Genomic DNA, 26,201 nt, shown 5'->3' on the forward strand with positions numbered 1-26,201 from the left:
CATCCATGACCTTTTAAATTCAGGCTATTTTTAAATCAAAAAAACACGTTACTATTCTTTTATTTGAATGAGAATAGTAACGTGCTTTATATGTAATGTAGGTCTGTAGGAAAAATAGCGTCCAAGCACAAATTTTTATAGAAGCAAAATACACTACTTAAATACTAAAATCTTATTAAGTAAAAAATTCATCTAATAATTATTGTGTGAGAAATAATCCCTACTATTATTTTTATATCTTTCTAAATTTGCGAACCAAAGTGAGTACTGTACCGACAATAATCATCCATATGCCCATTGTTGCACTGTTAGTTGTACTTGCACCCGTGTTGGGAAGCTCTTTATATGTAGATTCTTTTTTATCAGAATTAATGTTCGTGATATTACCGTTATTACTATTATTAGTAATACCTTTAGCTTTGCTAGTATCTTTATCCTTCACTAATACTTTTTGTATTGCATGTACCTCATTACCTACAGAATCTGTGACACTATATATTATTTCAAAAGTACCAGCTTTAGAGGGATCTATATCTCCTTCATAAACTACTTTAGAAGTAAGGTCACCGCTTTCCTTATGAGTAGCTGATACTCCTACCATTGGATCGAATTGATCCCCCTCAGTAATTGTAGTTGTAGCAGGTACTTTTAGTATTGGTATTTCATTTTTAACTTCATCTCTAACTTTGACCGTTACAGTTTGTTCCTCAGTTACTTTATGACCTTTAGAATCAGTAACTGTGTACTTTAATACGTAAGTACCGGCTTTAGAGGTATCTACTTCACCATTAAGTTTTACTTTAGAAGTAAGATCACCATCTTCTTTATCAACAGCTAATACTTTTTCCATTGGATCAAATGAATCTCCTACATGAATTGTCGCTCCAACAGGCGCTGTTAATGTAGGTTTTAAATCTAATGTTTCTCCATTTCCCTCTACAATTACAGTCTGTGTAGCCGTTGCATTCCCCCCTTGAGAGTCAACGACCGAGTAGTCCACAATGTATGTACCTGGTTTAGAAGTATCTACATCGCCTTTATGTTTTACTGTATTTGTTAAATCACCATCTTCTTTATCAACAGCTTTTACATTACTCATCGGGTCAAACGTATCACCAACACGCAGTGTAATTGTAAGCGGTACAGTTAATTCAGGGACTTGGTTTTCTGCAGTTTTTTCGTTTTCTTTCACTGTCCCTTTAATTTTTGCTGCATCAAAAGCGTTTTGGACCGCTTCAACCTCAATTGAGTTCGCTCCATATTTATTTGTTGCAACTTTAAGACACGCTAATCTTAATTCAGAGAAATTAGAAGTCATGTTCAATTCATCAGTATTTGCATAATAGAAAATATCAAACATTTTATCTTCACCAATACTATTTACAGTTACACCGTTATGAGTGCCACCTTGTGCAATTAAATACGCGACTTTATTAATAATACTTGAGTTGAAATGAACGCCCTCATTATCTTCTCCGTTTAAATCACTGTATTTGCTATAATCATCTGGATACGGTACTCCATCAAAAAAATTGATTGAAGATGGATTTTTCATATTACGTAGAACTGAGCCGCTTTGTTCTCCTATTGTCCAATTAAATTCTCCATTATTTATATATTTCTCAATAGCCGTTCCCATAATATCAGATAACGCCTCGTTAATTGCTCCAGATTCTCCGAAAAATTCAAGATTAGATTCGCTAGATGTAACCGCATGCGTAAATTCATGGCCCGCTATGTCAAACGCTCTAACCATTAAATCACCATATATAAGCATACTAACATTGTTAACATTAGCACTAAATGCATTACTCCAATTTTTAGGATCATCTGTTTCTCCAGAATCCCATGCATGTACAACTGATACTACTTTGTTCCCCTTATTATCAAAACTATTACGCTTATATTTATCTTTATAAAAATCATATACCTTTGTTGCTAAGAAATGAGCACTTACCGCCTTTGGATCATTAAATGTTGTTGAAGTGCTAGTTGCTAATATACCAGGATAATATTTTTCTTCAAAACTAATATCTCTATAATTCACATCATATGTCTCAATTCCTTGCCCTCTTGTGTAATCTGCAAGCGCATATTTCCCATTACTTTGTTCAGAAATACCAAATGTGCGAGTTATCCCTAAATCATCTTTACCAGTTCCAGTTAATGATATGGAATTGCTTTTTTTAGTTTCCTTTAAAGATTCCACTTGCTCTTCACTTACTTTTAAGCTTGACTCTTGCACCATATTTTTCAACATATCACCATTATGAGCATTCACTAAATAAGTTCCAGATACATAGTTTGGTGTTGCAGCAGTAAATGTAACTTGATATGCATTGCTAGCCTGTCCATTATTTTCATTTACAAAAATAACTTCCTTAACTTCTGGCTCAGAAATAAATTTAATATCGTTCCCGTACTTCGTATAAATATGTTGTTTTGCTTCTTCTTTTGATAAATTACTAGCATTCTTTAAATCTTCTTGTGTTAAATTTTGTGCACTTTCTCCTGAAATACTTTTAATAATACCCTTTTTATCTACATGAGCAGTCAATTGGTGTCCATATACTTCTTTACCTTCATATATTTGTTGCATACGCACAAGTGTAGTCCCATCATAAGAACTACGTTTTTGAACAACGTTGTAATCTACCCCTTTGTCTCCACTAACTTGTTTTGGAGACAAAGCATGCTCGGTCTTTTCCTTAAGTGCATCTTTCACTATATTCTCTGGCGTCTTTTGTGATGGTTGTGTAAGTTCACCTGTACGGAACGAACCCTCTTGAATATCAACTTGCATTTGACCCGTTTCTTCTGCATAAGCTATTCCATATGGTGTTACACTTGTTAAAACTAACCCTGTTGTTAATGCAACTATAGCTATTTCTTTTTTATTCTTCATTTTATTTTCCTCGTATAATTTCCTAAAATATGAAACTGCTTCAATGTATTCCTATCAAAAATAGAAAAAATAAAAAGTACATCACATTACGCAAAACTGTATTATAAAAAGATGACTTCTGTAATCAACAAAAGTCACCTCTTCAATATGTCATATCCCTAATATGTTTTTAATACATACTTTCTATATGAAAAAGAAAAAGTATTCTTTAACGAGCATTTTGCAATACTTTTATTAGGTCATTTATATTTTCAACTTTTTGCTGAAACTGATCAAGCCTGTTATGTAGCAATGAAGGATTCTTATCTTCAGTTGAAATAACTTTTTTTAATTCTTGTTCTAATTTATCATATGTATCAAAGAAATTATCAAATTCTACACTTATAAGTTCTTCATTTTCACGATAAAATCTTTTTGCTTCTATATAAGTCATATATGATTTATTTAAAAACCCTAATGAAATTAAATATTTAGAAGTATTTTCTTGATAAATAGCAATATCACATGCTATTTTAATATCAGAATAAGTCTTTTGAACGAAACAATGCAATTCAAAAATCTTAAACTTTAATCCATTATTCATTTCATCCCCTCCCATCCTATCTATTTTACATAAAAAAAGAATATTATACAAAGTAAAATATCAATATAGCACAAAAATAAAAAGCGAAATAATGACTCCTTTCGCTTTTTATAACAATACATACATTTCATATTGTGCTAATGAATTCTTTTCAAATCCAGTTTTCTTTAAAAACCCTTCCAGTAAATTGTTGTTTGGAAACCCAATTGATAAACTTGATACATGTAAGTTTTCTCTTGCTACTTGTAATAATTTTGATCCAATACTACGATTTCTATAGTCTTTGTCTACGAAAATAAAACTAATTTTACCTTGTTCATTCATACATATTGAACCCTTTAAATCATTATCGACATATGCACCGTAAAATGTATTATTTGTTTTTTCGATATAATCCATATCATTTTGCCAATTTATATGGAAGTGTAACCATTTCTGAATTTCAACTTTAAAAGCTGGAAATTCTAATTGTTTTACTTCAATTTCCTTACAATCTTTATTTATTATTTTAGTCATATCTTTTAAATTATAATAAGATAGATCGTACACTTTTTCATAGCCTAATTTCGTATAAAAATGAATCGCTCGGTCATTGCCTACAATGACTTCAAGAAAAAGTTGCTTACACTCATTTTGAAGCGCCTCTTCCTTATGCAGTTCAAATAATTTTTGACTCACACCAATACCGCGGTAATTAGGATGAACCGCTAATGTTCCACAACGCATTGTTTTTATGTTTTCATAATCCTTTATCCCGCCAAGTATTACACCAACAGATTTGTTACCGTCTAAAGCAAGAAAGGAATGTTTTAGTGAATTCCCTTCTGGTCCCAAAAACCTTTTTATAAAATCTTCTTTTGAAACTTCCATTTTAATAATGTAATCTGAAAATCCATCTTTAAAAGCTTCATACACTAAATCTATACTTACTTCACTGCATCTTTTGTATTGAATCATATAAAATTCTCCCCCACTTACTCGTGTTAAACTTAGCATTCAAATACGTAAAATGTACTAGTGCCAATCTACCCATCATTCTTTAACTTTTAATTAAACCATTTAATTTGAAATAAACGGGCACTTCCCTACATATCTCTCACTGTTAATTTGTTTTATCACAAATGGTGCAATATCACTATTTTGAATTTTGATTCCGGGCATATCTACTAAACTCTCTTTTATATTTCCAATGCTCTTCCCTTCCATAACAAATGGTAATCTAACAATTGTCCAATCTACATCACTACCTTGAATAGTTTGCAATTCTTTATATTTATCTTGCATCATCTTTGATAAAAATGCTTTAAACAAGGTAGCTCCTATTTTATTTACAATTCCCTTCTGATCTCCTGTAACATCTAAAGAACCTCCAGAAATCAGAATATATCGTTTTATTTCAAACTCCTTCATTGCTTCTAAAATATGCTTCGTTACTGTGCTAAAAATATAAGATTCATTTTTCGGTTGACCTACCGCATTAATTACAGCTCGACAACCTTAAGTAATTCACGTATTGAAGAAAAATCACGTGCATCCCCAATAATAGTCTCTAAATTTTCATTAGTTATCGTCATATTATTAGAATTTCTCGTTAATATTTTTACTTGATATCCCTTTTTTAATGTTTCGTTTACAAGGAATTTCCCGGCTTTTCCGTTTGCACCCAGAATAGCTATTTTATTTGTACTTTCCAATATTAACCCCTCTTACTATCTATTATTTACTACATTAATCTCGTACACACGTAAAAAAGCAATTAAATGCTCGCACGCTCGTTCACATGCCAACATTTTAAAGATTTTTTGTTCCTCTTTCGTTTTATCATTCGCTTGATCTGAAGCAGCTTTTAAACATAGAAAAGGCTTTTTATTGATTTGGCATACATAAGCGAAAGCTGCCACCTCTTGATCAACCGCTAAAGCTCCATATACAGTATGGAGTAAATATCTCATTTCTGAACTACGGATACGTTGATCTCCAGATAAAAATGTACCGAAATGAATCGGATCATAAGATTGTATCTTTTTTATTCTTCTTACAATTGACTTTGTTGTTTCAATAGGTGCTGTTCTACCATTATATAAATTAAAAACATCTTCTCCCGAACCAGCAGCAGTAACGTCATGTTGTATTGCATTAAGCGCTACTACAATATGACCATTTTTCACCTTATTTGATAAACTTCCGCATATCCCTGTCATAAACAACTCATCTGGCTGAAACTCACTAATTAATAATTGTACACAACTTGCACAACTTACTTTCCCAACTCCAGTTATTACGGAGATAACTTCCATATTATTAATATAATGAAAATGAAATTCCCAAGCAGCTCGTTTTTCAATACGTTCACTTGGATAATATTGATGCAAATACGTAAGTTCTGGTTCCCATGCGGATACGATTGCAATACGTTTCATTACACGCTTCACTTCCCCCATTGTTGTCATGTAAATAAGTTATCTATACTTTCTCGTTCATAATCTGGAATCCACTCTTTATATTTCTCATATAAATTTCGTATTGTTTCTTTATTCTTCGCAATTACTTCACATCCTCTATCATCGTAAATAAACATGATAATATCTTTCGATGCATTTATGAGAAATACATCTGGATAAGAAATCTCTTCCTTACGTCCAAAACGAGGATTAAGACCTGGAAAATCTTCATGATTCGCAGCTTGAATAAGTGGTTTATACTTTATATCGCTAGCAAAACATTTTAATGAAAATTGATATGTACAATATAAATTAGCTTCTTCATCTTCAAATAGAAAAGGTAATGTTTCTTGTCTTATTTGGAACTTTAAATCCCTCTTTTTAATAAATCGATTATATACATTTATTTTCTGCGAATTTTTCACGTTTTCCTTTTTAAATCGATAAACATTTGTAACTAAAAATACTTAATCTTCTTTTGAAAATATATCTTCAAATAAGTATTTATTATATGTATATAGTTGAGAGAAGTATTCCATATTTATATCGTCGGTGCCTTCTACATTTTGATGTTTACCTTTCCCAAAATCAAAATACAAATAATTTTCCCCCTGAAAGGATATATGTGGTACTAATGTAACCCCAGGAAATGTTTGATTCATATATTCTTTTAATTGCATTCTTATACCCTTTCTACTCTACAATTTCTTTTAACTGCCAATATGCTTCTTCTAGCCACGGATGTATAACTTTCAAAGTGTCTTTTCTATCCCACAAATATGAAATATATGCAAAAGCAGCATGTTCTAAAGATTTTTCTAATCCTTTTTTTACTTCTATTAAATATTGCGGTGTACCATTTTGATCCCATTCTATTTTATCAGCAACAAATAACACTAAATCCATTTTCGTTGCATGTTTACGTAGTGTAGTATGACAACAAATTGCATTTAAAATCTCTTCATCTTCCACTTTAAATATCTCTTTTGCAATTACTTTCGATAACTTTTGATGAATAATCATTGGAAATTCTCGTTCTTCTTGTAATATCTCTATTCCAAATTGCTCAGCAACTACAATCCGATCTTCATTCGGAAAGATTGCACTAATATCATGTAAATATCCTGCAATTGCTGCCTTTTCTTCATTTACATTATAAGTAACCGCAATTTTACGAGACTCATTTGCCACCCGGATTGAATGTTTATATGTAACTTCTTTGCTGTATTTTAATAGAAAAGCTTTTATATCATTTTCAAATTTTCCAGTTGGAGTAAATGAATAGATATCTTTATTTAACATTGCAAATCCCCCTTATTCCTCACTTTCAGTATAATGCATTATTTAAATATCCTTCTTCTTTGTATTCGTTATGAATGTTTTAATCCCCTTTTTATACGTTACATGAAATTTTATGGCGATTCATTGCTACAAAATACATAAATGTTTGATATTATAGTAATGTTAATGATTTGTTAGGAAAGGAACTACATAATGAATAAAAACATATTAATTATTGATGATGATAAAGAAATTGTTGAGTTACTTGCTGTTTATTTGCGAAATGAAGGCTATAACATTTATAAAGCATACGATGGCGATGAGGCATTGCAAATGATTTCTACATATGAAGTTGACCTTATGGTTTTGGATATTATGATGCCAAAACGCAATGGATTAGAAGTTTGCCAGGAAGTTCGTGAGAATAATACTGTACCTATTCTTATGCTGAGTGCAAAAGCCGAGGATATGGATAAAATATTAGGTCTTATGACAGGTGCAGATGATTATATGATTAAGCCATTCAATCCATTAGAATTAGTAGCTAGAGTGAAAGCTTTGTTACGAAGATCATCTTTCCAAAATGCCACTTCCTCCAAAAATGAAGAAGGTATTATTCGTATTCGTTCTGCTGAAATACACAAACATAATCATACTGTTAAAGTAAATGGAGAATATATTAAACTTACATCTATTGAATTTGATATTTTATATTTACTTGCGAGTAATACCGGAAGAGTATTTAGTTCCGAAGAAATTTTTGAACGCGTATGGCACGAAGATGGTTATGGCTCAAATAAAACTGTAATGGTTCACATTAGTAATTTACGGGATAAACTTGAAACAGGAATGAATGGAGAGAAATTTATTCATACTGTTTGGGGAGTAGGCTATAAAATTGAGAAATGAAGCATTTGATATATTAAAAGATATCCCAAAATGGAAATTGATTTTTTGGTTCATGTTAGCTATCACCCTTACCCCTATTACTGAATTAATAATATATCGTCTTGTTACAAGTGTAATTGAAAGTTCACTTACATTAAGCGAACTCGGCAAAGAATTCATTAGAATTTTTGGATATGAAAAATATAAAGGAATAAAGGAATCTCTCTGGATGATGATTGTATCTTATTTGTTTTTATTTTCTATTTTTTCATCCTACCTATACATTTTTTATCGTCATGAAAGAAAGCTTTACTATGAAACTTGTATTAAAAAAATGATAGAAGAGATTCGTTATATTGCAGATGGAAACTTCAATCATAAAATTTCTATCGTACATCATAATTATCTGGAAGAGTTAGCGACCGGTGTTAATCAAATTGTTGAACAATTGAAAGTCTCAATTGATGAAGAGAGACAGGCGGAACAAGCTAAAAGTGAACTTATTACAAATGTATCGCATGATTTACGTACTCCTCTTACCTCTATAGTTGGATACGTAAATTTAATCCACCATGATAATTATAGAGATGAAGTGGAATTACGCTATTATATACAAGTCATTTACGATAAAGTAACCCGTCTTAATGCATTAATGAATGATTTGTTTGAATATACACGTGTTCAAAATAAAGAGTTAAGTTTATTTTCTGCTCCTATTGATATTGTAGAGCTACTTGGACAATTAACTGTTCAATTCCGCATACAGGTTCAAGAAGCTAATATAGAATGTCGACCTTCTTTCCCATCTCAAAAACTCATGGTATTAGCTGATGGAGACAAATTAGTGCGTGTGTTTGAAAATCTTATTATAAATGCTATCGCTTATGGAAACGACGGTGGATATATCGACCTTGCTGCCTATGAAAGCAATAATATGATTAATATAGATATAACAAATTACGGACAACCTATTCCTAGTACGGATTTACCTCATATTTTTGAACGTTTTTATCGTGTTGAAAAATCTCGCTCTACGAACACTGGTGGATCTGGACTCGGATTGGCAATTGCAAAAAGTATTGTCGAATTGCATAAAGGAACAATTGAAGTATATAGTGATGATAAAAAAACAACTTTCACTGTAAAACTACAACCATATAAATGTTAATACAACTTAATTTCAGGTCCAATTTCTTACCATATAAGAAATTGGACCTTTCATTTTCCATTAAAATCCAAAATTTAATAATATTTTATAATTCTTTAGAAATTCTTTACCTTTTCTTTCTTCCTAATTAAGCATTACTTTTTACAATAGTATTATTGATGTCATAGTAGGAGGATCGCTTATGCAATTCTTGAAAAAGTTCACAATTTTATTCTTATCTTTTGTTATTACAGCACTTATCGTTTTATATTTTTACCTTTATGTAAATGGTCCAATTATTCAAGCTAAATCAGCTATTTTAATAGATTCTAATTCAGGTGAAGTTATTTATAAAAAAAATGAAGAAATTCCTATACAATCAGCTACTTTATCTAAATTAATGACAGAGTATATCGCAATGGAACAACTGAATGAAGGAAAAATACAGTTAGATGAATTAGTAAAAATAAGTAACGAAGTTTTCCGAGCAGAAACGAGTCCTATACAAGTAACTTCGAAAGATAAAACGACAGTTCGTGATTTACTTCATGCATTGTTTTTGACAGGGAATAATCGTTCCGCACTTGCCCTTGCAGAACACATTGCTGGAAACGAAGATAACTTTACACTTTTAATGAATGAGAAAGCAAAACAACTAAAGTTATCACAACCATCCCCGTTTCTAAATGCTACTGGAATGAATAACGATACAAATAAACAATCAACTACATCAACTATAGACGTAGCTAAACTAGCGACACAATTAGTAAAAGACTTTCCAGATGTATTGAATATTACGAAACTAACCTCTTACCAATTTACCTTCAAAGACTCAAAAGTTTTCAACACAAATAAAATGATTTATTCCCTTAATAAAAACATTAAACTCCAAGGTGTTGACGGCTTACAAACTAGTTTTTCAACTAATGGTAATTATAGTTTTGTCAGTACAGCAAAACGAGGAGATACTAGACTTATTTCCGTAATATTAGACTCCAATGAAGAAAACAGTACTTTTATTGAAACAAAAAAGTTACTACAGTACGGTTTTGATCCTTCCTCGTACTCTGCACTCCAAGCTTTTAAAGATGCTGTTACATCTTGGACAGTTTTGCTTCAATTTAAAAATTTGATCATACAAACATTGTTGATTTTCTTCATCATTACAATTTTAATGTTTTTACATATACGTCAGAAAAAATCCGAGGATTTCAACTAGGAAATCTTCTTATATATAAAAACCGGCTTGCCTTTACAGTGCAAGCCGGTTTCTAAATTTATAATCCTCTTCCAATTAAATTCGCTGAAACAGGCTGAAGATTTAATTCTCTCGCCCATATAGATAGCTGACCGATATGGTGAATTTCATGCACAATTACATGTCTTAAAACTTCACCGTATGTATATGTTTTATCTGTCCACGAAGCTTTTAATATCTTACATTCTAGGCTAGATGACCACAACTGTAAAAAATCTTCTAATTCTCGTATATATAAATCAGATAGCGCTTTCACTTTTTGGATGGATTGATAATCTTTAAACTGCGGTTCATTATCTTCTTTTCCTTGAAGCGCACTAATCCAGCTGTACTCAACATCGACAATATGGAATAATGTTTCTAAAACACTACCAACACCACCTACACGCTTGCGGAGTAATTCTTCCTCTGAAAGTTGTTCACACCACTTAAACCAATCATCTCTTACTTGCCAATTGTATTGAAATAACGTGTACATATTTATCTCTCCCCTACTCCAATTATCCACCTAACAGCATCTATTACATAATGTGGCTCATCTTTTTGAATATAGTGACCGCTTTGTTCTGCAATTACAAATTTATTATTGCTTGATAATCGTAATAATTCTTCTTGCAACTGTAACCACTTCAGTTGTGCAGCTTGCGAATAAAAAGTTTTTTTACCAGCAGCTAACACGACAAGTGGAATATTTCTAGTTGACTGACAATGTTTATCTGCTTCGCCTAGACTAAACATAAACTCTTCATAAGAACTTTCATATACAAATTGTTTATAGTAAGCTTCTTGAAATTCTGGGGACATGATTGGTAAAAAATCTTCTTTATAATTTTCTGGTGTCGAATCCAACAAGACGATTCCCAGCATATCTTCGGGATAAAAAGCCGTAAATAAACGTGCATTTATACCACCAAAAGAATGTCCTACAAAAATATAAGGTGGTTTCAATTGTAATTGCTCTAAGCAACTTCTTAAATCTTTTACCATTTCAGAACTAATACGTCGCTTGGAACTCTTCCCACTTTTTCCTAATCCAGCTCGATCATATGTAATTACCGTCCCAAATTCAGTCAGCCCTTCAGCAATATGCTCCCATGCCTTGGAATATTCTCCATAACCTGCTTCCATTATAATAACAGGTTGCAACTGCTTTCCTTGGAATACTTTTGAATACATTTTAAAATCAGCAACTTGTACATATTCCTCTATACATTTAACCATTGACGATTACTTCTCTCCGATTAAGTGACTCTAAAATTTGATTAATTATTTCATCGACAGATAAAGATCCATCCAAAACAATATCTGAATTTGGCTTTACGGTATGAAGTGCCTCTAAATAAGCTTTTCTAGCATATGTTATATAGTGTTTTAAATCATTTTGTATTTCACTCATTGTATCTTCCTTAAAATCTCGCAAAATTCTTCTAGCCATCGCAATATCTAAAGGTGTGTCGATAAATATGGTTACATCAATGAATTGTCGCATTTCACTATTTAGGTATGCAAAAGGATAATCTACAATAATATAATCTAGATAACTATTTTGTAACAGATGCTGAATATCCTTAATTAATGGTGTAAGTACCCATTCATCATAATTTGCTCCATCATCAATCCATTTACAAATATCAGCAGGACAATTATCAAAGTCATAGCTATCAAAATATAGTGCTTTTGAATTCATTAACTTGTGAGTTAAACTTTCTGTAACAGTAGTTTTACCTCCTCCTGAAACAGCTGCAACTGAAATTACTTTAGTATTTTTATTCATAACTTCCCACCATACCCCTTTTAATTGACATAACATAATTATAAAAAACTATTATTTTTTATCACTCCATTCATATTCTAACATACTCATTTCCCATAAATTCCAATATGTTTCTCCTACTTTTTTGGATTCTCTTAATAAACCTTCTTTTACAAATCCTATTTTTTCATAACATGAGATGGCCGACGTATTAAAATCATAAACACCAAGAGTTACTCTATGTAGTTTTAATTCTTTAAATGCAATTTGTAATACTGCTCTCATCATATGTTTCCCTATAGAACGCCCTCGCATTTTCGTATCACCAACTAACACTTTTCCAATTCTTGCAGATTTATTTATATTGTCAATTTGCCCAAGTGAAATATGACCAATTACTTTTCTAGTCTCTTCATCTATTACTTTAAATGCAAGCGTATTTTTGCTTTCAATATATTTTTCTAATTGTTGTTCATGTAAAGGGTATGTAAATAAATTTCCTGACCACTGTATTAAAAATTCTTCGCAATCAATCCAATTTATTAATTGTTTGAAATCAGTTCTTGTAAATTGTTTCAGCTTGATCACTCTCATTCTCCTTTCACACAACCTTTTATACACCTTCAAATTTATTTCTATATGAAAAATATATTCCCTTTTATACAAAATAAAAAGCCATTCATAAGAATGGCTTAGCATCAATAAAGCATAATTACTCTTTATTTGCTACGTCAACACCGTTAAAATCAAACTCATCAGCAACAGTTGTAGCAGGTGGTAAAATCGCTTCAATTTTACAAAGAGATATAATTGCTGCAACTGAACCAGGAATAGCAGCCAGCTTAACAACATCGCAAGTTACAGAAGAAACAGTACCTATATAAGTACGTCCTTCAGTGTTAATTCGCACTGTTTTATTAATTAATTTTTTAAGTTCGTCTCTAATTCCTTGTACACAAGAGCTGTCACATTTCTCATGCTGTTCTTTTTTACACTCTTCAAAAACATCCCAACAATCATCATGTTTACACGTACATTTTTTTCTACAATTATTAAATCGAGAACCCAAATCCTCACCCCCTAACCCTTTCTATTAGTAAAGTATGTCCAATAGCTTAAAAGTGTACGAGACAAAAGCATAGAAACAAAAAAACAAACACTTGTACTAAACCTTTTTATATATATTAAAAACGAATATACTACTGTATGAATACTCAATTCAAATACTCCAAATATGTAGCATTATTAGTATAAACGTGCTTTCAACGACAATAACATTCTTTTCTTTATTAATAACAAAACGGACCTCTAACAATTAAAGGCCTGTTTAATGATTGGACTTGGATTTAATTCTGCTGAATTTAAAATTTAGACAACCTCTTTCTCAAACGAACCTGTTTTTTTTTATAAGCCGGCTCCTTTAAGAGGGACCAGCTTTTCCTATTACTTCACATATACATAGGCTTTGTTTGCAGTAATATAGTATGTTTTTCCTTTGCTGTTGTGAAATATACATAAAAAAAAGCGTACTCCAAAATAAGATATTATTTAAAATCAGAACGTTTTCTTCAACAAGTGTTTGTTGATTAATATCATAACCAGCAGTTCTCTCCACTACCTTTTGAAAATTAAGCATAGTTTGTATGAATTCTATATTTAGTAGAAAGCACTCTATCATATAAAGGTAAAATAATAGGTTAATAAACAAGCCATTTTTTTACTAAAACATAGAATAATATGAACCCTAATTGAAGGGAGGTATAAAAAATGTCCTGGAAAAATGATTGCTGGAGTTCTAAGAAAAAGCATTGTTGTGATGACTGGTGGAAATCTAAAGAACAGCACCATTGTGATGATGATTGGCGTTCTAAAGAAAAGCATTGCAATGATGATTGGTGGAAATCTAAAGAACAACACCATTGTGATGATGATTGGCGTTCTAAACGAAATAAGTGTCGCTGTAAATGTTTCTTTATTTGTTGTCATTGTAAAAGAAAACATTGGTAATATATTAAATGTCAACTTAAAGGAAAGAATATGTCTTTTGGGACCGATAAATACTAGAATATATAAAAAGCTGACTAAATATAGTCAGCTTTTCATATATTCACACACAGAGATTTAAACTGGCATCTATAATTACTAGTTGAGTGGAGTATTGAAAAATAAGCTGACTCTTATAAATCGACTCTTTAATTACTTCACATACAAATAAGCTTATTTACAGCAGTATGTTTTTCCTTTGCTATTGTGCACCTTGTATTGTAGTGTTCCTTTAACACTTACTTTTGCATCAATAACAAACTCTAATCATACATTAACAGAACCAGCAACGTCTTTATCCTGCCAAGTTGATGAATCATAGAAACATAAATTATTTCTTTTAGAAACACCACGTTTTCCTCCAATAGATGAATCTACTGTACTTTTTTATCGAACTTCACATAAAAGAATCGTATTTAATCTATTGCTCTTCGCCAAGATTCAACCAGCCGTCTATGAGTTTTAAAAATGTACGCACCATTTTGTCTAACTAAAAGACCACATACACCAAAATCCCGAATACTCGCAAATTCTAATGCTCCTATAAATTTTTGAGCATATAAATTAGGGAATGGACGATTTGCAAGCAAGAATTTCTGACCATTTCGCAATGCAACATTCTAAAATTAGTATTATAATGGAATTTTCTCATATTTTATTAACTTCCTTATTAGAAAAAGATTATTTTATATAGATTACTATAAGCATCCATAAAGCCAAGGCGCCAATGATAGCGAGCGCTATACGTGTAGATAGTACCCTTACTTCAAAGTCTGTTTTCTTGGAAGGTTCAGGATATACAATTATGTAGATTCCCTTTAATAATGCAAGCCATGCAATAAACGTTAGGAACCCCTGCCAGTTGAATACCCATACATTATGTAGGATTACACTACCTAACCCTAGGAAAATCGATAGAAAACCATACATAATACCAAATCCTCTGTCTTCAACCACTAATTTTTTCAATTCACGTAGTACCGATGGACGTACGAAAAGTATTCCCGATACAATAACCGTTACCCAACCCCAAAACAATCCTAAAAAAGTACTAGTTTCCATTATTAGTTCACTCCCCTCAATTATTTATATTTCAGATATTCCCCCCTTTAGAACAATTCCAACATCTTTATATATAGGCTAAATTCTGCTCTTTTTTAATACAAATATGGCATATTCTATGCCCATCCTTAATCAGCTTATTTCTCTACGAAATGAAATTTTCACATCATTCTTCGTCATCATCTATCCGAATTAACCAAAGTCGCTTTGTACTATTACCGCACACTTTTTCATAGCTTGGAACTAACATGCACCGAAGCCAATATAATGATTTATTCGCCTTTTCACTAACCTCAAAAATTGTCCCCTCTGTAATAAAATGATCACCTTGATACAATGTATACTCGCTTGTCCCATGGAATCATCATTATTCCCCTCCCTATTAAAATAGCGTTTTTGTTTCAAATGATGCTCTCATTAATTCGGATGAATTTACCAGTGTTTTTACCAAAAAATTCATGATATCGTTAATTAGTCGAGTACTTCATTATTTGACGATTTCCCTTAGGAGCCCGCAGACAATCGGGGTTTCTTTTATTTAAATAAAAATTTTGTTTAAACTTTACAAAACTCACCTATATTAAAATATCTTCTAAAATCCTTATTGAACATTTATAATACTTTTAAATAGTTTAAATTCTACAATCAGTAATGGAGGCCTTTTAATGGGAAACATCCCAAAAGTATCATCCCAACAATCAAATCCTAATATACCCTCACAGCAAGTGAACCCTAACACCCAACAAGGTAGTAATAAAAAAACAAGACGCCGTATTGTAACTATTTTGGTTTTAATATTACCTATAATTTTTGTCCTTCAATATTCTCTTAATAACCAACAAGAAATGATTAAAGAAAAACAAATCACGCTTAATACGGAGCAACAAAAATTATCTTCTTTAAAGAAGGATGGTCATTCCCTTAAGAATGATGTTAAAACTTTAACAGATAGTGAAGAAGAAATTTTAAAATCCGCAAGGAAACTGTATGGATTTTCCAAACCGAATGAAACTATTTTTCAAATAACTGAATAAAATTACACTGCATTACCCAAAAGGCAATTTGAAAATACTCGCCTTTTTATATTTAATTTCTAAAGGAATCGTACTAATCTCTCTTTCTATCAAATAAAAATTTTGTTTAATTTATTAAAATACAACCGCTTGTCCATTTCACTTTGCTCTATCATTACATTTACTATTAGTAATACGATTTTTAGAGGTGATAAATAATGGACGAGTTTTTATCTTTTGCTGCACTTAATCCGGGTTCTATTGGACCTACACTTCCACCTGTTCAACCCTTTCAATTCCCTACTGGTCCCACCGGTTCTACAGGAGCTACGGGTTCAACCGGACCAACTGGATCAACTGGACCAACTGGATCAACTGGACCAACTGGACCAACTGGATCAACTGGATCAACTGGACCAACTGGATCAACTGGACCAACTGGACCAACTGGATCAACTGGACCAACTGGATCAACTGGACCAACTGGACCAACTGGACCAACTGGATTTAATCTTCCTGCTGGGCCTGCATCTATTACTTTGACTTCTAACGAAACCACGACATGTGTATCCACTCAAGGAAATAATACTTTATTTTTTTCGGGTCAAGTATTAGTAAACGGTAGTCCTACTCCAGGAGTAGTGGTCAGTTTTTCATTTAGTAATCCTTCTCTTGCTTTCATGGTTCCTCTTGCTGTCATTACAAATGCTTCAGGTAACTTTACCGCTGTATTTCTAGCCGCTAATGGGCCTGGAACAGTAACCGTTACTGCTTCACTTCTTGATTCTCCTGGAACAATGGCTAGCGTCACTATTACCATTGTGAATTGTCCGTAATGGTTTTATCTTTAAGTACTAAGCAATTTCTGATAAGATGAGCACTGATTTACAGTGCTCATCTTATCATTGGGATGTTCCTTTCAAATGAAATTTCGAAACACCCTACTAAAATAAAGCTTTTATTAAGAACTAATGATCTTTATATTTCTTAAACTTGTCATCACAAGTGATTTTTATAATTAGTTAAATTCTCAATATAGTTTATGTATATAATTCCATTCAAAGATACATAATACCCACGTAACTATTTAAAAACACTTCGTTTTTATATCTAAATTCAAAAAGGAGCTACATAACATGGATAAAAAAAATCTATTAAGTCAACAACTTGATTATGTGTCATCGGATGCGCTGAATACCCCTAGTAAAGCCCAAGAGCAAATGCAAGAAACATCTCAGGAGGCACATGATTCAAACAAAAAGGACAGTACTCAAGCTTTACATGGCGACGATTTACCAATTTCAGATGTATATAGAACAACGAACAAGCAGTAAATTTAAAAGGGAAAAATCTTAAGAACGAGTGAACTTAATTCTTTTCCCATTTCCTATTTAATTAACACTTTTATATGAAACCCGTACACATTTTTGACACATCTACTATCACAATCTCCTGAAAATTCGTGATAATATTAATTTGTCGAATACGCCAAATTTCGACATTGAACGACAATGATATCTCCTTTATTGAATCCCTGTCCCCCAGGGATTTCTCCTTTTATTCATTACTTTTTTCTTCACTAAATGTTCATTCTTAACAAAATTCAATTACTCCATTGGATAGATATGCAACAGTATCCTATTTTGATAAAAACTAAAAACAAACAGACATACTTAACACTAATAGTAGATTTTTTAACTTCAAATTTACTTTTTCTCTCTTATCTTTTTGTAAACATTAAAAATGAGCTCTATTTACATAGAGCTCATTCGTAATTTTATAGTTTACTAGACTGTAACCCCTGAATAAACGGAACTACTTCAGGATTTACAAGTGATGATAAATCCCCTAATTCTTTTCCTAAGTAAGCAGCTTTAATGACGCGTCGCATTACTTTAGAATTACGTGTTTTTGGTAAATCTTCTACAACGTGAATATCTTTTGGACACAATGCTTTTCCGATATGAGAGTTTACTAAACTCATTAATTCTTTCTTTAACTCTCCTGTGAATGTTACATTGTCCCTTAATACTACAAAACAATGACAAACTTCACCTTTTACATCATCAGGTACACCAATCGCGGCAGCTTCTATGACATCATTATGCTTAACAAGAATAGATTCATATTCTGCAGGTCCAATACGTTTTCCAGCAATGTTTAACGTATCATCTGAGCGTCCTGTAATAATATATTGCTCACCATCATAAATCACCCAGTCACCATGAACCCATTTATTTTCAAAACGTGACCAATACGTGTTCACATAACGCTCATCGTCTTCCCAGAAACTTTTCGTCATACCAACCCAAGGTTTCTCTAAACATAATTCTCCAACTTCATCACGAATTGGATTGCCTTGATCATTGAGCACAACCGCTGCCATTCCTGGTAAAGATGCGTTAAAACTAATCGGTGCAATCGGTTTAATAAGGACGTTTCCGAAAATCCCACCAGAAATTTCAGTTCCGCCTGAATAGTTACAAATTGGTACATTATTTTTTCCAACTGTTTCAAATAGCCACATCCAAGGATCTGGATTCCAAGGTTCACCTGTTGATGCGAATACTTCTAAACTCTTGAGCGAATGTTTATTTACATACTCATCACCCTTTGCCATTAACGCACGAATTAATGTTGGTGATATACCGAGATGTGTAATTTCATATTTATCAACGGTCTCCCATAAACGATCTGCTTCTGGGAAATCTGGAACACCTTCGTACATAACCATCGTTGCTCCATTAATGAGAGAGCCGAATAGTAAAAACGGTCCCATCATCCAGCCCATATCAGTTACCCATAATACGCGGTCACCTTGTTTGATGTTCATTCCAAATCCTGCATCAAATGCAGATTTCAAAGGGAAACCAGCATGTGTATGTACTGTTCCTTTCGGTTTCCCAGTTGTACCTGATGTATAAATGAGCATTAACGGATCATCACTATTCATTTCTTCAGCATGTGTAAATGGTTTTTCTTTTTCTAGCGCACTCCATGAGAAATCGTAATGATGCGGTGTAAAATCATTTCCTGCATGACGAACGATAACAACTTTTTCAACAGTTGGACAATGTTCACAAGCTTTATCTACTTCATCTTTTAATGAAACAATTTTACCACGGCGTGAAAAACCATCTGCAGTAATTATCATTTTTGCCCCTGCCGCTTGCACGCGTGTCATGACTGCATCAGACGCAAATCCTGAGAAAATTGGTGAAATAATTGCCCCAATCTTCATTACAGCTAGCATCGCAACAACTGTTTCTGGAATCATCGGCATATAAATTGTTACACGGTCACCTTTTTCAATACCCGCATGTCTCAAACCGTTTGCAACGCGACTTACCCAGTTGTCAAGCTCTTCATATGTAAATGATTTTGAAGTTCCATTTTCCCCTTCATACTGCAGTGCTGGTTGCGTTCTTGTTTCATCATCTGCAAGCCAGCGTGATAAAACTGATTCTACAACGTTACATGTTCCGCCATTATACCACTGTGCAAACGGCGTACCATTTTCTAAATCTAGCACTTCTGTATAAGGCTTCATCCATTGATAGCCAACCGCTTTCTCAGCTTCTCCCCAAAACCAATCTGTTTCTTCAATAGATTTATTATAAAACGTTTCATAATCTTCATAGCCCAATGATTTCATCCAACCATATAAACGCGTTTTTTCTTTATATTCTTCTGTTGGAAACCAAACTGCTTGTTTCAATGTTTTCCCCTCCTTGACTTTTTGAGCAAGAAAGCCCTAAATAGGGCTTTTAAACTGGATAAACAGGATGTTTACGATCTGTAAATACTTGATATTTACTCATATACATTTCGAATCGTCCTTTTAACTCTTCTCTTAAATTGTTTGGATGAACAATACCATCAATGACCATCTCTGATGCCAAATGGTAAATATCAATATCTTTCTTATACTCTTCGCGTTTTTCAGCAATGAAGCTATCACGCTCTTCTTCTGGTAAAGCTGCAATCTTATTTGCATATACAGCATTGACTGCCGCTTCTGGACCCATTACTGCAATAGAAGCTGTCGGTAATGCTAGGCAGCAATCTGGTTCAAAGGCTGGACCTGCCATTGCATATAAACCAGCACCGTATGCTTTACGAACAACAATAGAAATTTTCGGTACAGTTGCTTCACTCATTGCAGAAATCATCTTTGCACCATGACGAATAATACCAGCACGCTCTACTTTAGTACCAATCATAAATCCAGGTACATCTGCAAGGAATAACAATGGAATATGATATGCATCACATAAATTAATAAACTTCGCTGCTTTATCAGCTGAATCGTGGAATAATACGCCGCCTTTCATACGCGGTTGATTTGCAATAATACCAACTGGCTTACCATCAATACGTGCTAAGCCTGTAATTAGTTCTTGAGCAAATAATTTTTTCACTTCATAGAAAGAACCTTCATCAATAACTCTATTAATGAGATCTTTCATATTGAAAGGAGCATTTTGATTTTCTGGAATGATTTGTTCTAATGTTTTTTCGAATTGTTTCGGTTCTTGAGGTGTAACCAATGGAGTCTTCTCTAAGTAGTTGTTTGGAAAATATGAAATGTATTGTCTTGCTTGTGTAATCGCATCTTCTTCTGTTTTACATAAAACATCTCCGCATCCTGATACAGAGCAATGCATACGAGCTCCGCCCATCTCCTCTAAAGTTACCTTCTCGCCGATAACCATCTCCGCCATACGAGGAGAACCTAAGTACATAGATGCATTTCCTTCTACCATCATAACAATGTCACAAAAGGCTGGAATATATGCGCCACCAGCTGCCGAAGGTCCAAATAATAAGCATACTTGAGGAACTTTACCTGATAATTTCACTTGATTGTAGAAGATTCTTCCTGCACCGCGGCGCCCTGGGAACATTTCTACTTGATCTGTAATACGCGCTCCAGCAGAGTCAACTAAATAAAATAACGGAACACGTAATTTTTCTGCCGTTTCTTGAATACGTAAAATCTTTTCAACTGTACGTGCGCCCCATGATCCAGCCTTTACCGTTGAATCATTTGCCATTACGCATGCAGTACGACCATGTATTTTACCCGTTGCCGTTATAACACCATCAGCAGGTAATCCAGTTTGTTCACAGTTTGCAAATAATGCATCTTCTACATATTCACCATTATCAAATAGAAGCGCTAAACGATCTCGAACGAATAGTTTTCCCTTTGCTTTGTTTTGTTCATGATATTTGGGTGCGCCGCCTTGTTTAATCGTTTCAACTCGTTCTTCAAATGTATTCGATTGTTGTTTTTGGTCTAACATATTTACTCCCCCTTATACATTGGTGTGCGTTTTTCCTTGAATGCTTGTAATCCTTCTAATCTATCTTTCGTATGGATTACACCTTCATACGCTTGTTTTTCCATTTGTAATCCGGTATGTAAATCAACTTGAATACCGTTTGAAATTGCTTCTTTTGCTAATCGAACAGCAATAGGACCATTACTAGCAATTTTCTCTGCTATTTCAATTGCTTTCTCTTCAAGTAAATGAGCTGGTACAACAAATTCTACTAAACCATATTCTTTTGCTTCTTGCGCCGAAATACGTCTTCCTGTATAAATTAATTCCTTCGCTCTACCAACACCAATTAATCTTGGCAAACGCTGCGTACCACCTGCTCCTGGTATAATTGCAAGTGTAGTTTCAGTAAGACCAAGACTTGCAGATTCAGCCGCAATTCTAAAATCACAAGCTAAACTTAATTCCGTACCACCACCAAGTGCGATTCCATTTATAGCAGCGATAACTGGCTGTGGTAATTGTTCAACCATTTCCATAGTAGTGCGAATCATACTAACAGCATGACGAACTTGTTCTTCATTCATACCAGCGCGTTCTTTTAAATCAGCACCAGCACAAAATGCTTTTTCACCAGCACCTGTTAGAATAACTACTCTAGTATTTGACTCTTCACTTATTTGAGTTAATATGTTTTGTAACTCTTCTAATAACACTAAAGATAATGAGTTTGCTTGTCTTTCACGATTTAATGAAATCTTTACAACGTGAGGTGTTACATAATCAACTGAAATGTTTTGTAATTGTAGCATCTTCTCACCTACTTATCGTTTTATGTTGAAGCGCTCTATACACATGACTTGGTAATTGGATATTTAATTTACTTTGAATAAATTGACTCGCTCTCAATAACTTCTCTTCATCAATATTCGTTTGGACCCCTAACTTATGGAGCATATAAACTAAGTCATCAGTTGCAACATTACCTGATGCTCCAGGTGCATATGGACAACCCCCAAGGCCACCACAAGAACTATCAAATGTTGTAATACCGTATTCTAAAGACTTAACTACATTCGCCAGAGCCATACCGTACGTATTATGGAAATGCATTGCAAACTGCGAAGCATCGTATTTCTTTAATAAATGTTCTAATACTCGCTCTACTTGTAGTGGATTCGCTACACCGATCGTGTCACCAAGCGAGACTTCATAAATGCCGTATGAAAATAGTTGATTACATAATTCGTCAACTGCTGCGGTACTTATATCCCCTTCATAAGGACATCCAAATACAGTAGAAACATAGCCTCTTACCTTTTTCCCTTCGAATAATGACTGTTTTGTTATATCTTCAATTACAACTAATGCTTCTTTAATTGATTTATTAATATTACTTTTATTATGAGATTCACTTGCTGATAAAAAAACATTCACCTCATCTACATTTTGCAAAAAAGCTCGTTCCAAACCATTTTGATTTGGAACAAGCGCTGCATATGTAACATTTGGTTCCCTTTTTAGCTCAGAAAACACATCATTTGCATCTGCTAATGCAGGGACCCATTTAGGGTGAACGAATGAGGAAACTTCAACGTACGATAATCCCGCCTCTGTAAGTAGTTGAATCCATTTTACTTTATCTTTTGTGCCAACAATCTTTTTTTCATTTTGTAAGCCATCACGTGGCCCGACTTCTTTAATGACAGCAAAATTAGGTAGTTTCAATTCACTTCCCCCTATATCTCCCTATTCAATTTCTAGTAATACATCTCCTTCATTTACAAAATCGCCTTCTTGCACATTAATTTTCATAACTGTGCCAGCTTCTTCTGAAATGATTGGAATTTCCATTTTCATAGATTCCAAAATGACGACATCTTGCTCTTCCTCTACTGTATCTCCTACTCCTACAACAATCTTCCATACATTTCCTGCCATCGATGCATATACTTTCGTCACCATTTTTTCCCCCTTAATATTGTTAAATCTTATTTTTTAACAAGTTGTTTCGTTACAAAACCTGTTGTATAAATACCACTTTTGAACACATCGTCTTCCAATACTTGAAGTAACATTGGCGTGTTCGTTTTAATACCTTCTACTTTTAATTCTTCTAAAGCATCATGTAATTTTGAAATTGCTTCTTCACGAGTTTCACCATGAGCAATGACTTTCGCAATCATTGGATCGTAGAAAGGTGTAATCGTGACTTGATTCTCCAAAAAGTGATCAATACGTACATTTGATGGCAGCGTTAAATCTGTAATCTTTCCAGGTGATGGGAAGAAAGTTTTCGGATCCTCTGCATAAATACGTGCCTCAATGGCATGACCACTACGTTTTACATCATCTTGTGTAAATGATAGTTTCTCACCGTATGCAATTAGAAGTTGTTGTTCTACAAGATCTAAACCTGTAATTTCTTCTGTAACTGGATGCTCTACTTGTAATCTCGTATTCATCTCTAAGAAATAAAAGTTCTTCTGATCATCTACAAGAAACTCAACTGTACCTGCATTTGTATAGCCTAGAGCTTTGGCAGCTTGTACAGCAACTTCCCCCATCGCTTTTCGCGTACCTTCATCTAAAAATGGTGAAGGTGCTTCTTCAATTACTTTTTGATTTCGGCGCTGCACTGAACATTCACGCTCCCATAAATACACTGTGTTACCATGTGTATCTGCTAAAAGCTGAATTTCAATATGGTGTGCATCTGCAATATAGCGCTCTAAATACATTTCTCCGTTACCGAAGAAGTTTTGTGCTCTTGTTTTGTTACTTTCAAATGCTTTGGTGAGCGTTTGCTCAGTTTCCATCAACTGCATTCCAATGCCTCCGCCGCCTGCGGATGCCTTCAGCATTAATGGATAACCAATTTGTTTTGCAATTTCAATTGCTTCTTCAGCAGTTTCAATATTTGTAGTAATACCTGGAACTACTGGGACATCTGCAGCTTGCATTGCAATACGAGATTCGATTTTACTTCCCATCTTCGTAATAATTTCTTCTGATGGACCGATAAATACAATTCCTTCTTCTCTACAGCGAACCGGAAAAGACGGATTCTCTGATAATAATCCATATCCCGGATGGATTGCTTCAGCATTTGTCTTCTTAGCTATTTCAATAATTTTTTCAAGGTTTAAATAGCTTTCTTGGACACGCGGTCCACCTACTAAGTAAGCTTCATTTGCCATTTTTACATGTAGGGCATTTTCATCAGCCTCAGAATAAATAGCAACAGTGCGAATGCCAAGTTTTTGACAAGTTTTCATAATACGAACTGCGATTTCCCCGCGATTAGCAATTAATATTTTTTGAAACATAGTGATTCCTCCTTTTTATCTACATCCTAAATGTCTTGCAATTACGAGACGTTGAATTTCAGAAGTTCCTTCACCAATTTCTAATAGTTTTGCATCACGAATATGTCGTTCCACTTCATATTCACGCATATAGCCGTATCCACCGTGAATTTGTACCGATTGATTTGCAATACGACTAGCAGCCTCAGATGCAAATAACTTTGCCATAGCCGCTTCTTTACCGAAAGGTTTATCATTATCTTTTAACCAAGCCGCTTTATGTACTAAATTACGTGCAAGTTCTACTTCAGTCGCCATATCAGCTAATTTAAATTGAATCGCTTGGAAATTAGAGATTGACTTTCCAAATTGTTGACGTTCTTTCGCATATTGCAGCGCACGTTCAAATGCAGATTGTGCAATACCTACTGCTAATGCTGCGATTGAAATACGTCCTCCATCAAGTGTATATAAGAATTGTTTAAATCCTTTATTTACATCACCAAGAATATTTTCTTTCGGTACACGTACACCATCAAGTACGATTTCACATGTATTAGAAGCACGAACACCCATCTTATCGTAAGGACTTGAGATCGTTAATCCTTCACTTGTAGTCGGTACGATAAATGCCGAAATACGTTTTCTACCATTATCTTCAACACCGTTGATAGCGGTTACAATAATTGTATTTGCATACTCTGCATTTGTAATCCAACACTTTTCACCACTAATAACATACTCATCTCCATCTAATACTGCTTTCGTTTTTGTACCGCCTGCATCTGATCCAGCGTTCGGCTCCGTTAATCCGAAAGCACCTAATGTTTTACCTGACGCCATTGGAACTAAATATTTCTGTTTTTGTTCTTCTGTACCGAAATAATAAATTGGAGAAGCACCTAATGAAATTGTTGCAGCGTAACTTAATCCTGTCCCACCACAAGCACGACCAATTTCTTCAACTGCTAACGCGTACGATACAGTATCGCCACCTGAACCTCCATACTCTTCAGGGAATGGGATACCTAATAATCCTAGTTCGCCCATTTTTTGAAATGTTTCATATGGAAATTCCGCAGTTTTGTCATAATACACAGCTTTCGGTGCGATTTCCTTTTCAGCAAAGTCACGTACCATTTCTTTAATCATTTGTTTTTCGCGAGTTAGAGTAAATTCCATTCCGCTACACACCCCTTATCGAATATTGAGTTTCGACAGCGTGCGAGTT

General features: G+C 33.6%; 27 protein-coding genes and 5 pseudogenes. 7 read left to right on the forward strand and 25 right to left on the reverse strand.

Going from position 1 to position 26,201, the window contains the following annotated elements:
* Positions 1–232 precede the first annotated feature (232 nt).
* The 7 genes and pseudogenes from FS802_RS01210 to yqeK form a co-directional block, all read right to left on the reverse strand.
* A complete protein-coding gene (locus FS802_RS01210) occupies positions 233–2,905 on the reverse strand; it encodes a M4 family metallopeptidase (RefSeq protein ID WP_098655046.1) in 2,673 nt (890 codons plus the stop codon).
* A gap of 208 nt (positions 2,906–3,113) precedes the next feature.
* Positions 3,114–3,488 carry a hypothetical protein gene (locus tag FS802_RS01215; RefSeq protein WP_001059012.1) on the reverse strand — a complete coding sequence of 125 codons (375 nt, stop codon included), beginning with the start codon at positions 3,486–3,488 and terminating at the stop codon, positions 3,114–3,116.
* 108 nt (positions 3,489–3,596) lie between these two features.
* Positions 3,597–4,445 (reverse strand): GNAT family N-acetyltransferase, encoded by an 849-nt coding sequence (locus FS802_RS01220; RefSeq protein ID WP_000617082.1) that lies wholly within the window; start codon positions 4,443–4,445, stop codon positions 3,597–3,599.
* Between the two features lie 102 nt (positions 4,446–4,547).
* A pseudogene (locus FS802_RS01225) lies at positions 4,548–5,182 on the reverse strand (SDR family oxidoreductase).
* Positions 5,183–5,197: 15 nt separating this feature from the next.
* The gene (gene mtnN, locus FS802_RS01230) at positions 5,198–5,938 is read right to left on the reverse strand and encodes a 5'-methylthioadenosine/S-adenosylhomocysteine nucleosidase (protein WP_000210321.1); all 741 of its coding nucleotides are present in this window, start codon (positions 5,936–5,938) and stop codon (positions 5,198–5,200) included.
* Positions 5,935–6,609 (reverse strand): annotated as a pseudogene (locus FS802_RS01235) (DUF3885 domain-containing protein). Before FS802_RS01235 ends, mtnN begins: the two are co-directional and overlap by 4 nt.
* A 13-nt stretch (positions 6,610–6,622) precedes the next feature.
* Positions 6,623–7,231 (reverse strand): bis(5'-nucleosyl)-tetraphosphatase (symmetrical) YqeK, encoded by a 609-nt coding sequence (gene yqeK, locus FS802_RS01240; RefSeq protein ID WP_000932409.1) that lies wholly within the window; start codon positions 7,229–7,231, stop codon positions 6,623–6,625.
* A gap of 192 nt (positions 7,232–7,423) precedes the next feature.
* Here yqeK and FS802_RS01245 point away from each other — a divergent pair, with 192 nt between their 5' ends.
* The 3 genes from FS802_RS01245 (at position 7,424) to FS802_RS01255 (ending at position 10,464) form a co-directional block, all read left to right on the forward strand.
* Positions 7,424–8,119 (forward strand): response regulator transcription factor, encoded by a 696-nt coding sequence (locus FS802_RS01245; RefSeq protein WP_001038819.1) that lies wholly within the window; start codon positions 7,424–7,426, stop codon positions 8,117–8,119.
* A complete protein-coding gene (locus tag FS802_RS01250; protein WP_001243287.1) occupies positions 8,109–9,266 on the forward strand; it encodes a sensor histidine kinase in 1,158 nt (385 codons plus the stop codon). Before FS802_RS01245 ends, FS802_RS01250 begins: the two co-directional genes overlap by 11 nt.
* Positions 9,267–9,447: 181 nt before the next feature.
* A complete protein-coding gene (locus FS802_RS01255) occupies positions 9,448–10,464 on the forward strand; it encodes a D-alanyl-D-alanine carboxypeptidase family protein (RefSeq protein WP_098655048.1) in 1,017 nt (338 codons plus the stop codon).
* Positions 10,465–10,522: 58 nt separating this feature from the next.
* On the opposite strand, the gene FS802_RS01260 is transcribed toward FS802_RS01255, so the two are convergent.
* From FS802_RS01260 to FS802_RS01280, 5 genes are all read right to left on the reverse strand, one after another.
* Complete coding sequence (locus FS802_RS01260; protein WP_098655049.1) at positions 10,523–10,981, reverse strand: DinB family protein; 459 nt, start codon at positions 10,979–10,981, stop codon at positions 10,523–10,525.
* Positions 10,982–10,983: 2 nt separating this feature from the next.
* Positions 10,984–11,724: an alpha/beta fold hydrolase gene (locus FS802_RS01265; RefSeq protein ID WP_000237655.1), complete on the reverse strand. Its 741-nt coding sequence runs from the start codon at positions 11,722–11,724 to the stop codon at positions 10,984–10,986.
* On the reverse strand, positions 11,717–12,277 hold the full coding sequence (locus tag FS802_RS01270; protein WP_001039242.1) for a nucleoside/nucleotide kinase family protein: 561 nt from the start codon (positions 12,275–12,277) through the stop codon (positions 11,717–11,719). Before FS802_RS01270 ends, FS802_RS01265 begins: the two co-directional genes overlap by 8 nt.
* A 51-nt stretch (positions 12,278–12,328) precedes the next feature.
* Positions 12,329–12,850, reverse strand: a complete 522-nt coding sequence (locus tag FS802_RS01275) for a GNAT family N-acetyltransferase (RefSeq protein ID WP_080014166.1) — start codon at positions 12,848–12,850, stop codon at positions 12,329–12,331.
* A 118-nt stretch (positions 12,851–12,968) separates the two neighbouring features.
* On the reverse strand, positions 12,969–13,325 hold the full coding sequence (locus FS802_RS01280; RefSeq protein ID WP_000535579.1) for a hypothetical protein: 357 nt from the start codon (positions 13,323–13,325) through the stop codon (positions 12,969–12,971).
* A 711-nt stretch (positions 13,326–14,036) separates the two neighbouring features.
* On the opposite strand from FS802_RS01280, the gene FS802_RS01285 reads away from it, so the two are divergent.
* Entirely contained in the window at positions 14,037–14,381 is a 345-nt protein-coding gene (locus FS802_RS01285; RefSeq protein WP_186367207.1) for a hypothetical protein, read from the forward strand.
* A gap of 92 nt (positions 14,382–14,473) precedes the next feature.
* Here FS802_RS01285 and FS802_RS31390 read toward each other — a convergent pair.
* The 4 genes and pseudogenes from FS802_RS31390 to FS802_RS30880 form a co-directional block, all read right to left on the reverse strand.
* A pseudogene (locus FS802_RS31390) lies at positions 14,474–14,753 on the reverse strand (N-acetylmuramoyl-L-alanine amidase); the annotation flags it as partial.
* A 1-nt stretch (position 14,754) separates the two neighbouring features.
* A pseudogene (locus FS802_RS31395) lies at positions 14,755–14,923 on the reverse strand (terminase large subunit); the annotation flags it as partial.
* A 57-nt stretch (positions 14,924–14,980) separates the two neighbouring features.
* Entirely contained in the window at positions 14,981–15,361 is a 381-nt protein-coding gene (locus FS802_RS01300; RefSeq protein WP_000450250.1) for a hypothetical protein, read from the reverse strand.
* A gap of 166 nt (positions 15,362–15,527) precedes the next feature.
* The gene (locus FS802_RS30880; protein WP_000284253.1) at positions 15,528–15,698 is read right to left on the reverse strand and encodes a hypothetical protein; all 171 of its coding nucleotides are present in this window, start codon (positions 15,696–15,698) and stop codon (positions 15,528–15,530) included.
* Between the two features lie 328 nt (positions 15,699–16,026).
* Between FS802_RS30880 and FS802_RS01305 the strand changes: the two genes are divergently transcribed.
* A complete protein-coding gene (locus FS802_RS01305) occupies positions 16,027–16,395 on the forward strand; it encodes an FtsB family cell division protein (RefSeq protein WP_098655051.1) in 369 nt (122 codons plus the stop codon).
* A gap of 197 nt (positions 16,396–16,592) precedes the next feature.
* Positions 16,593–16,649: pseudogene (locus tag FS802_RS31400) on the forward strand (exosporium leader peptide-containing protein); the annotation flags it as partial.
* A 17-nt stretch (positions 16,650–16,666) separates the two neighbouring features.
* Here the strand turns inward: FS802_RS31400 and FS802_RS31405 are convergent.
* Both FS802_RS31405 and FS802_RS31410 read right to left on the reverse strand, forming a co-directional pair.
* Entirely contained in the window at positions 16,667–16,933 is a 267-nt protein-coding gene (locus tag FS802_RS31405; protein ID WP_260989053.1) for a hypothetical protein, read from the reverse strand.
* A 45-nt stretch (positions 16,934–16,978) separates the two neighbouring features.
* Positions 16,979–17,194 (reverse strand): hypothetical protein, encoded by a 216-nt coding sequence (locus FS802_RS31410; RefSeq protein WP_000237380.1) that lies wholly within the window; start codon positions 17,192–17,194, stop codon positions 16,979–16,981.
* A 316-nt stretch (positions 17,195–17,510) separates the two neighbouring features.
* On the opposite strand from FS802_RS31410, the gene FS802_RS01315 reads away from it, so the two are divergent.
* On the forward strand, positions 17,511–17,708 hold the full coding sequence (locus FS802_RS01315; RefSeq protein ID WP_000358738.1) for a hypothetical protein: 198 nt from the start codon (positions 17,511–17,513) through the stop codon (positions 17,706–17,708).
* A gap of 443 nt (positions 17,709–18,151) precedes the next feature.
* Here FS802_RS01315 and FS802_RS01320 read toward each other — a convergent pair whose 3' ends face one another.
* Genes FS802_RS01320 through FS802_RS01350 form a run of 7 tightly spaced genes read right to left on the reverse strand, consistent with a single transcriptional unit; the run spans position 18,152 to position 26,152 of the window.
* A complete protein-coding gene (locus FS802_RS01320; RefSeq protein WP_098116416.1) occupies positions 18,152–20,092 on the reverse strand; it encodes an AMP-binding protein in 1,941 nt (646 codons plus the stop codon).
* A 49-nt stretch (positions 20,093–20,141) separates the two neighbouring features.
* Positions 20,142–21,683 carry an acyl-CoA carboxylase subunit beta gene (locus tag FS802_RS01325; protein WP_000886750.1) on the reverse strand — a complete coding sequence of 514 codons (1,542 nt, stop codon included), beginning with the start codon at positions 21,681–21,683 and terminating at the stop codon, positions 20,142–20,144.
* A 2-nt stretch (positions 21,684–21,685) separates the two neighbouring features.
* The gene (locus tag FS802_RS01330) at positions 21,686–22,474 is read right to left on the reverse strand and encodes an enoyl-CoA hydratase (RefSeq protein ID WP_098655053.1); all 789 of its coding nucleotides are present in this window, start codon (positions 22,472–22,474) and stop codon (positions 21,686–21,688) included.
* A 4-nt stretch (positions 22,475–22,478) separates the two neighbouring features.
* Positions 22,479–23,390 (reverse strand): hydroxymethylglutaryl-CoA lyase, encoded by a 912-nt coding sequence (gene mvaB, locus FS802_RS01335; protein WP_098655054.1) that lies wholly within the window; start codon positions 23,388–23,390, stop codon positions 22,479–22,481.
* A 21-nt stretch (positions 23,391–23,411) separates the two neighbouring features.
* A complete protein-coding gene (locus FS802_RS01340; protein WP_098655055.1) occupies positions 23,412–23,627 on the reverse strand; it encodes an acetyl-CoA carboxylase biotin carboxyl carrier protein subunit in 216 nt (71 codons plus the stop codon).
* Positions 23,628–23,653: 26 nt separating this feature from the next.
* On the reverse strand, positions 23,654–24,991 hold the full coding sequence (locus FS802_RS01345) for an acetyl-CoA carboxylase biotin carboxylase subunit (RefSeq protein WP_000486754.1): 1,338 nt from the start codon (positions 24,989–24,991) through the stop codon (positions 23,654–23,656).
* Positions 24,992–25,006: 15 nt separating this feature from the next.
* Entirely contained in the window at positions 25,007–26,152 is a 1,146-nt protein-coding gene (locus tag FS802_RS01350; protein WP_000397261.1) for an acyl-CoA dehydrogenase, read from the reverse strand.
* Positions 26,153–26,201: the final 49 nt, after the last annotated feature.

This window comes from Bacillus sp. DE0042 (assembly GCF_007680225.1).
GTDB classification, from domain to species: Bacteria; Bacillota; Bacilli; order Bacillales; family Bacillaceae_G; genus Bacillus_A; species Bacillus_A wiedmannii.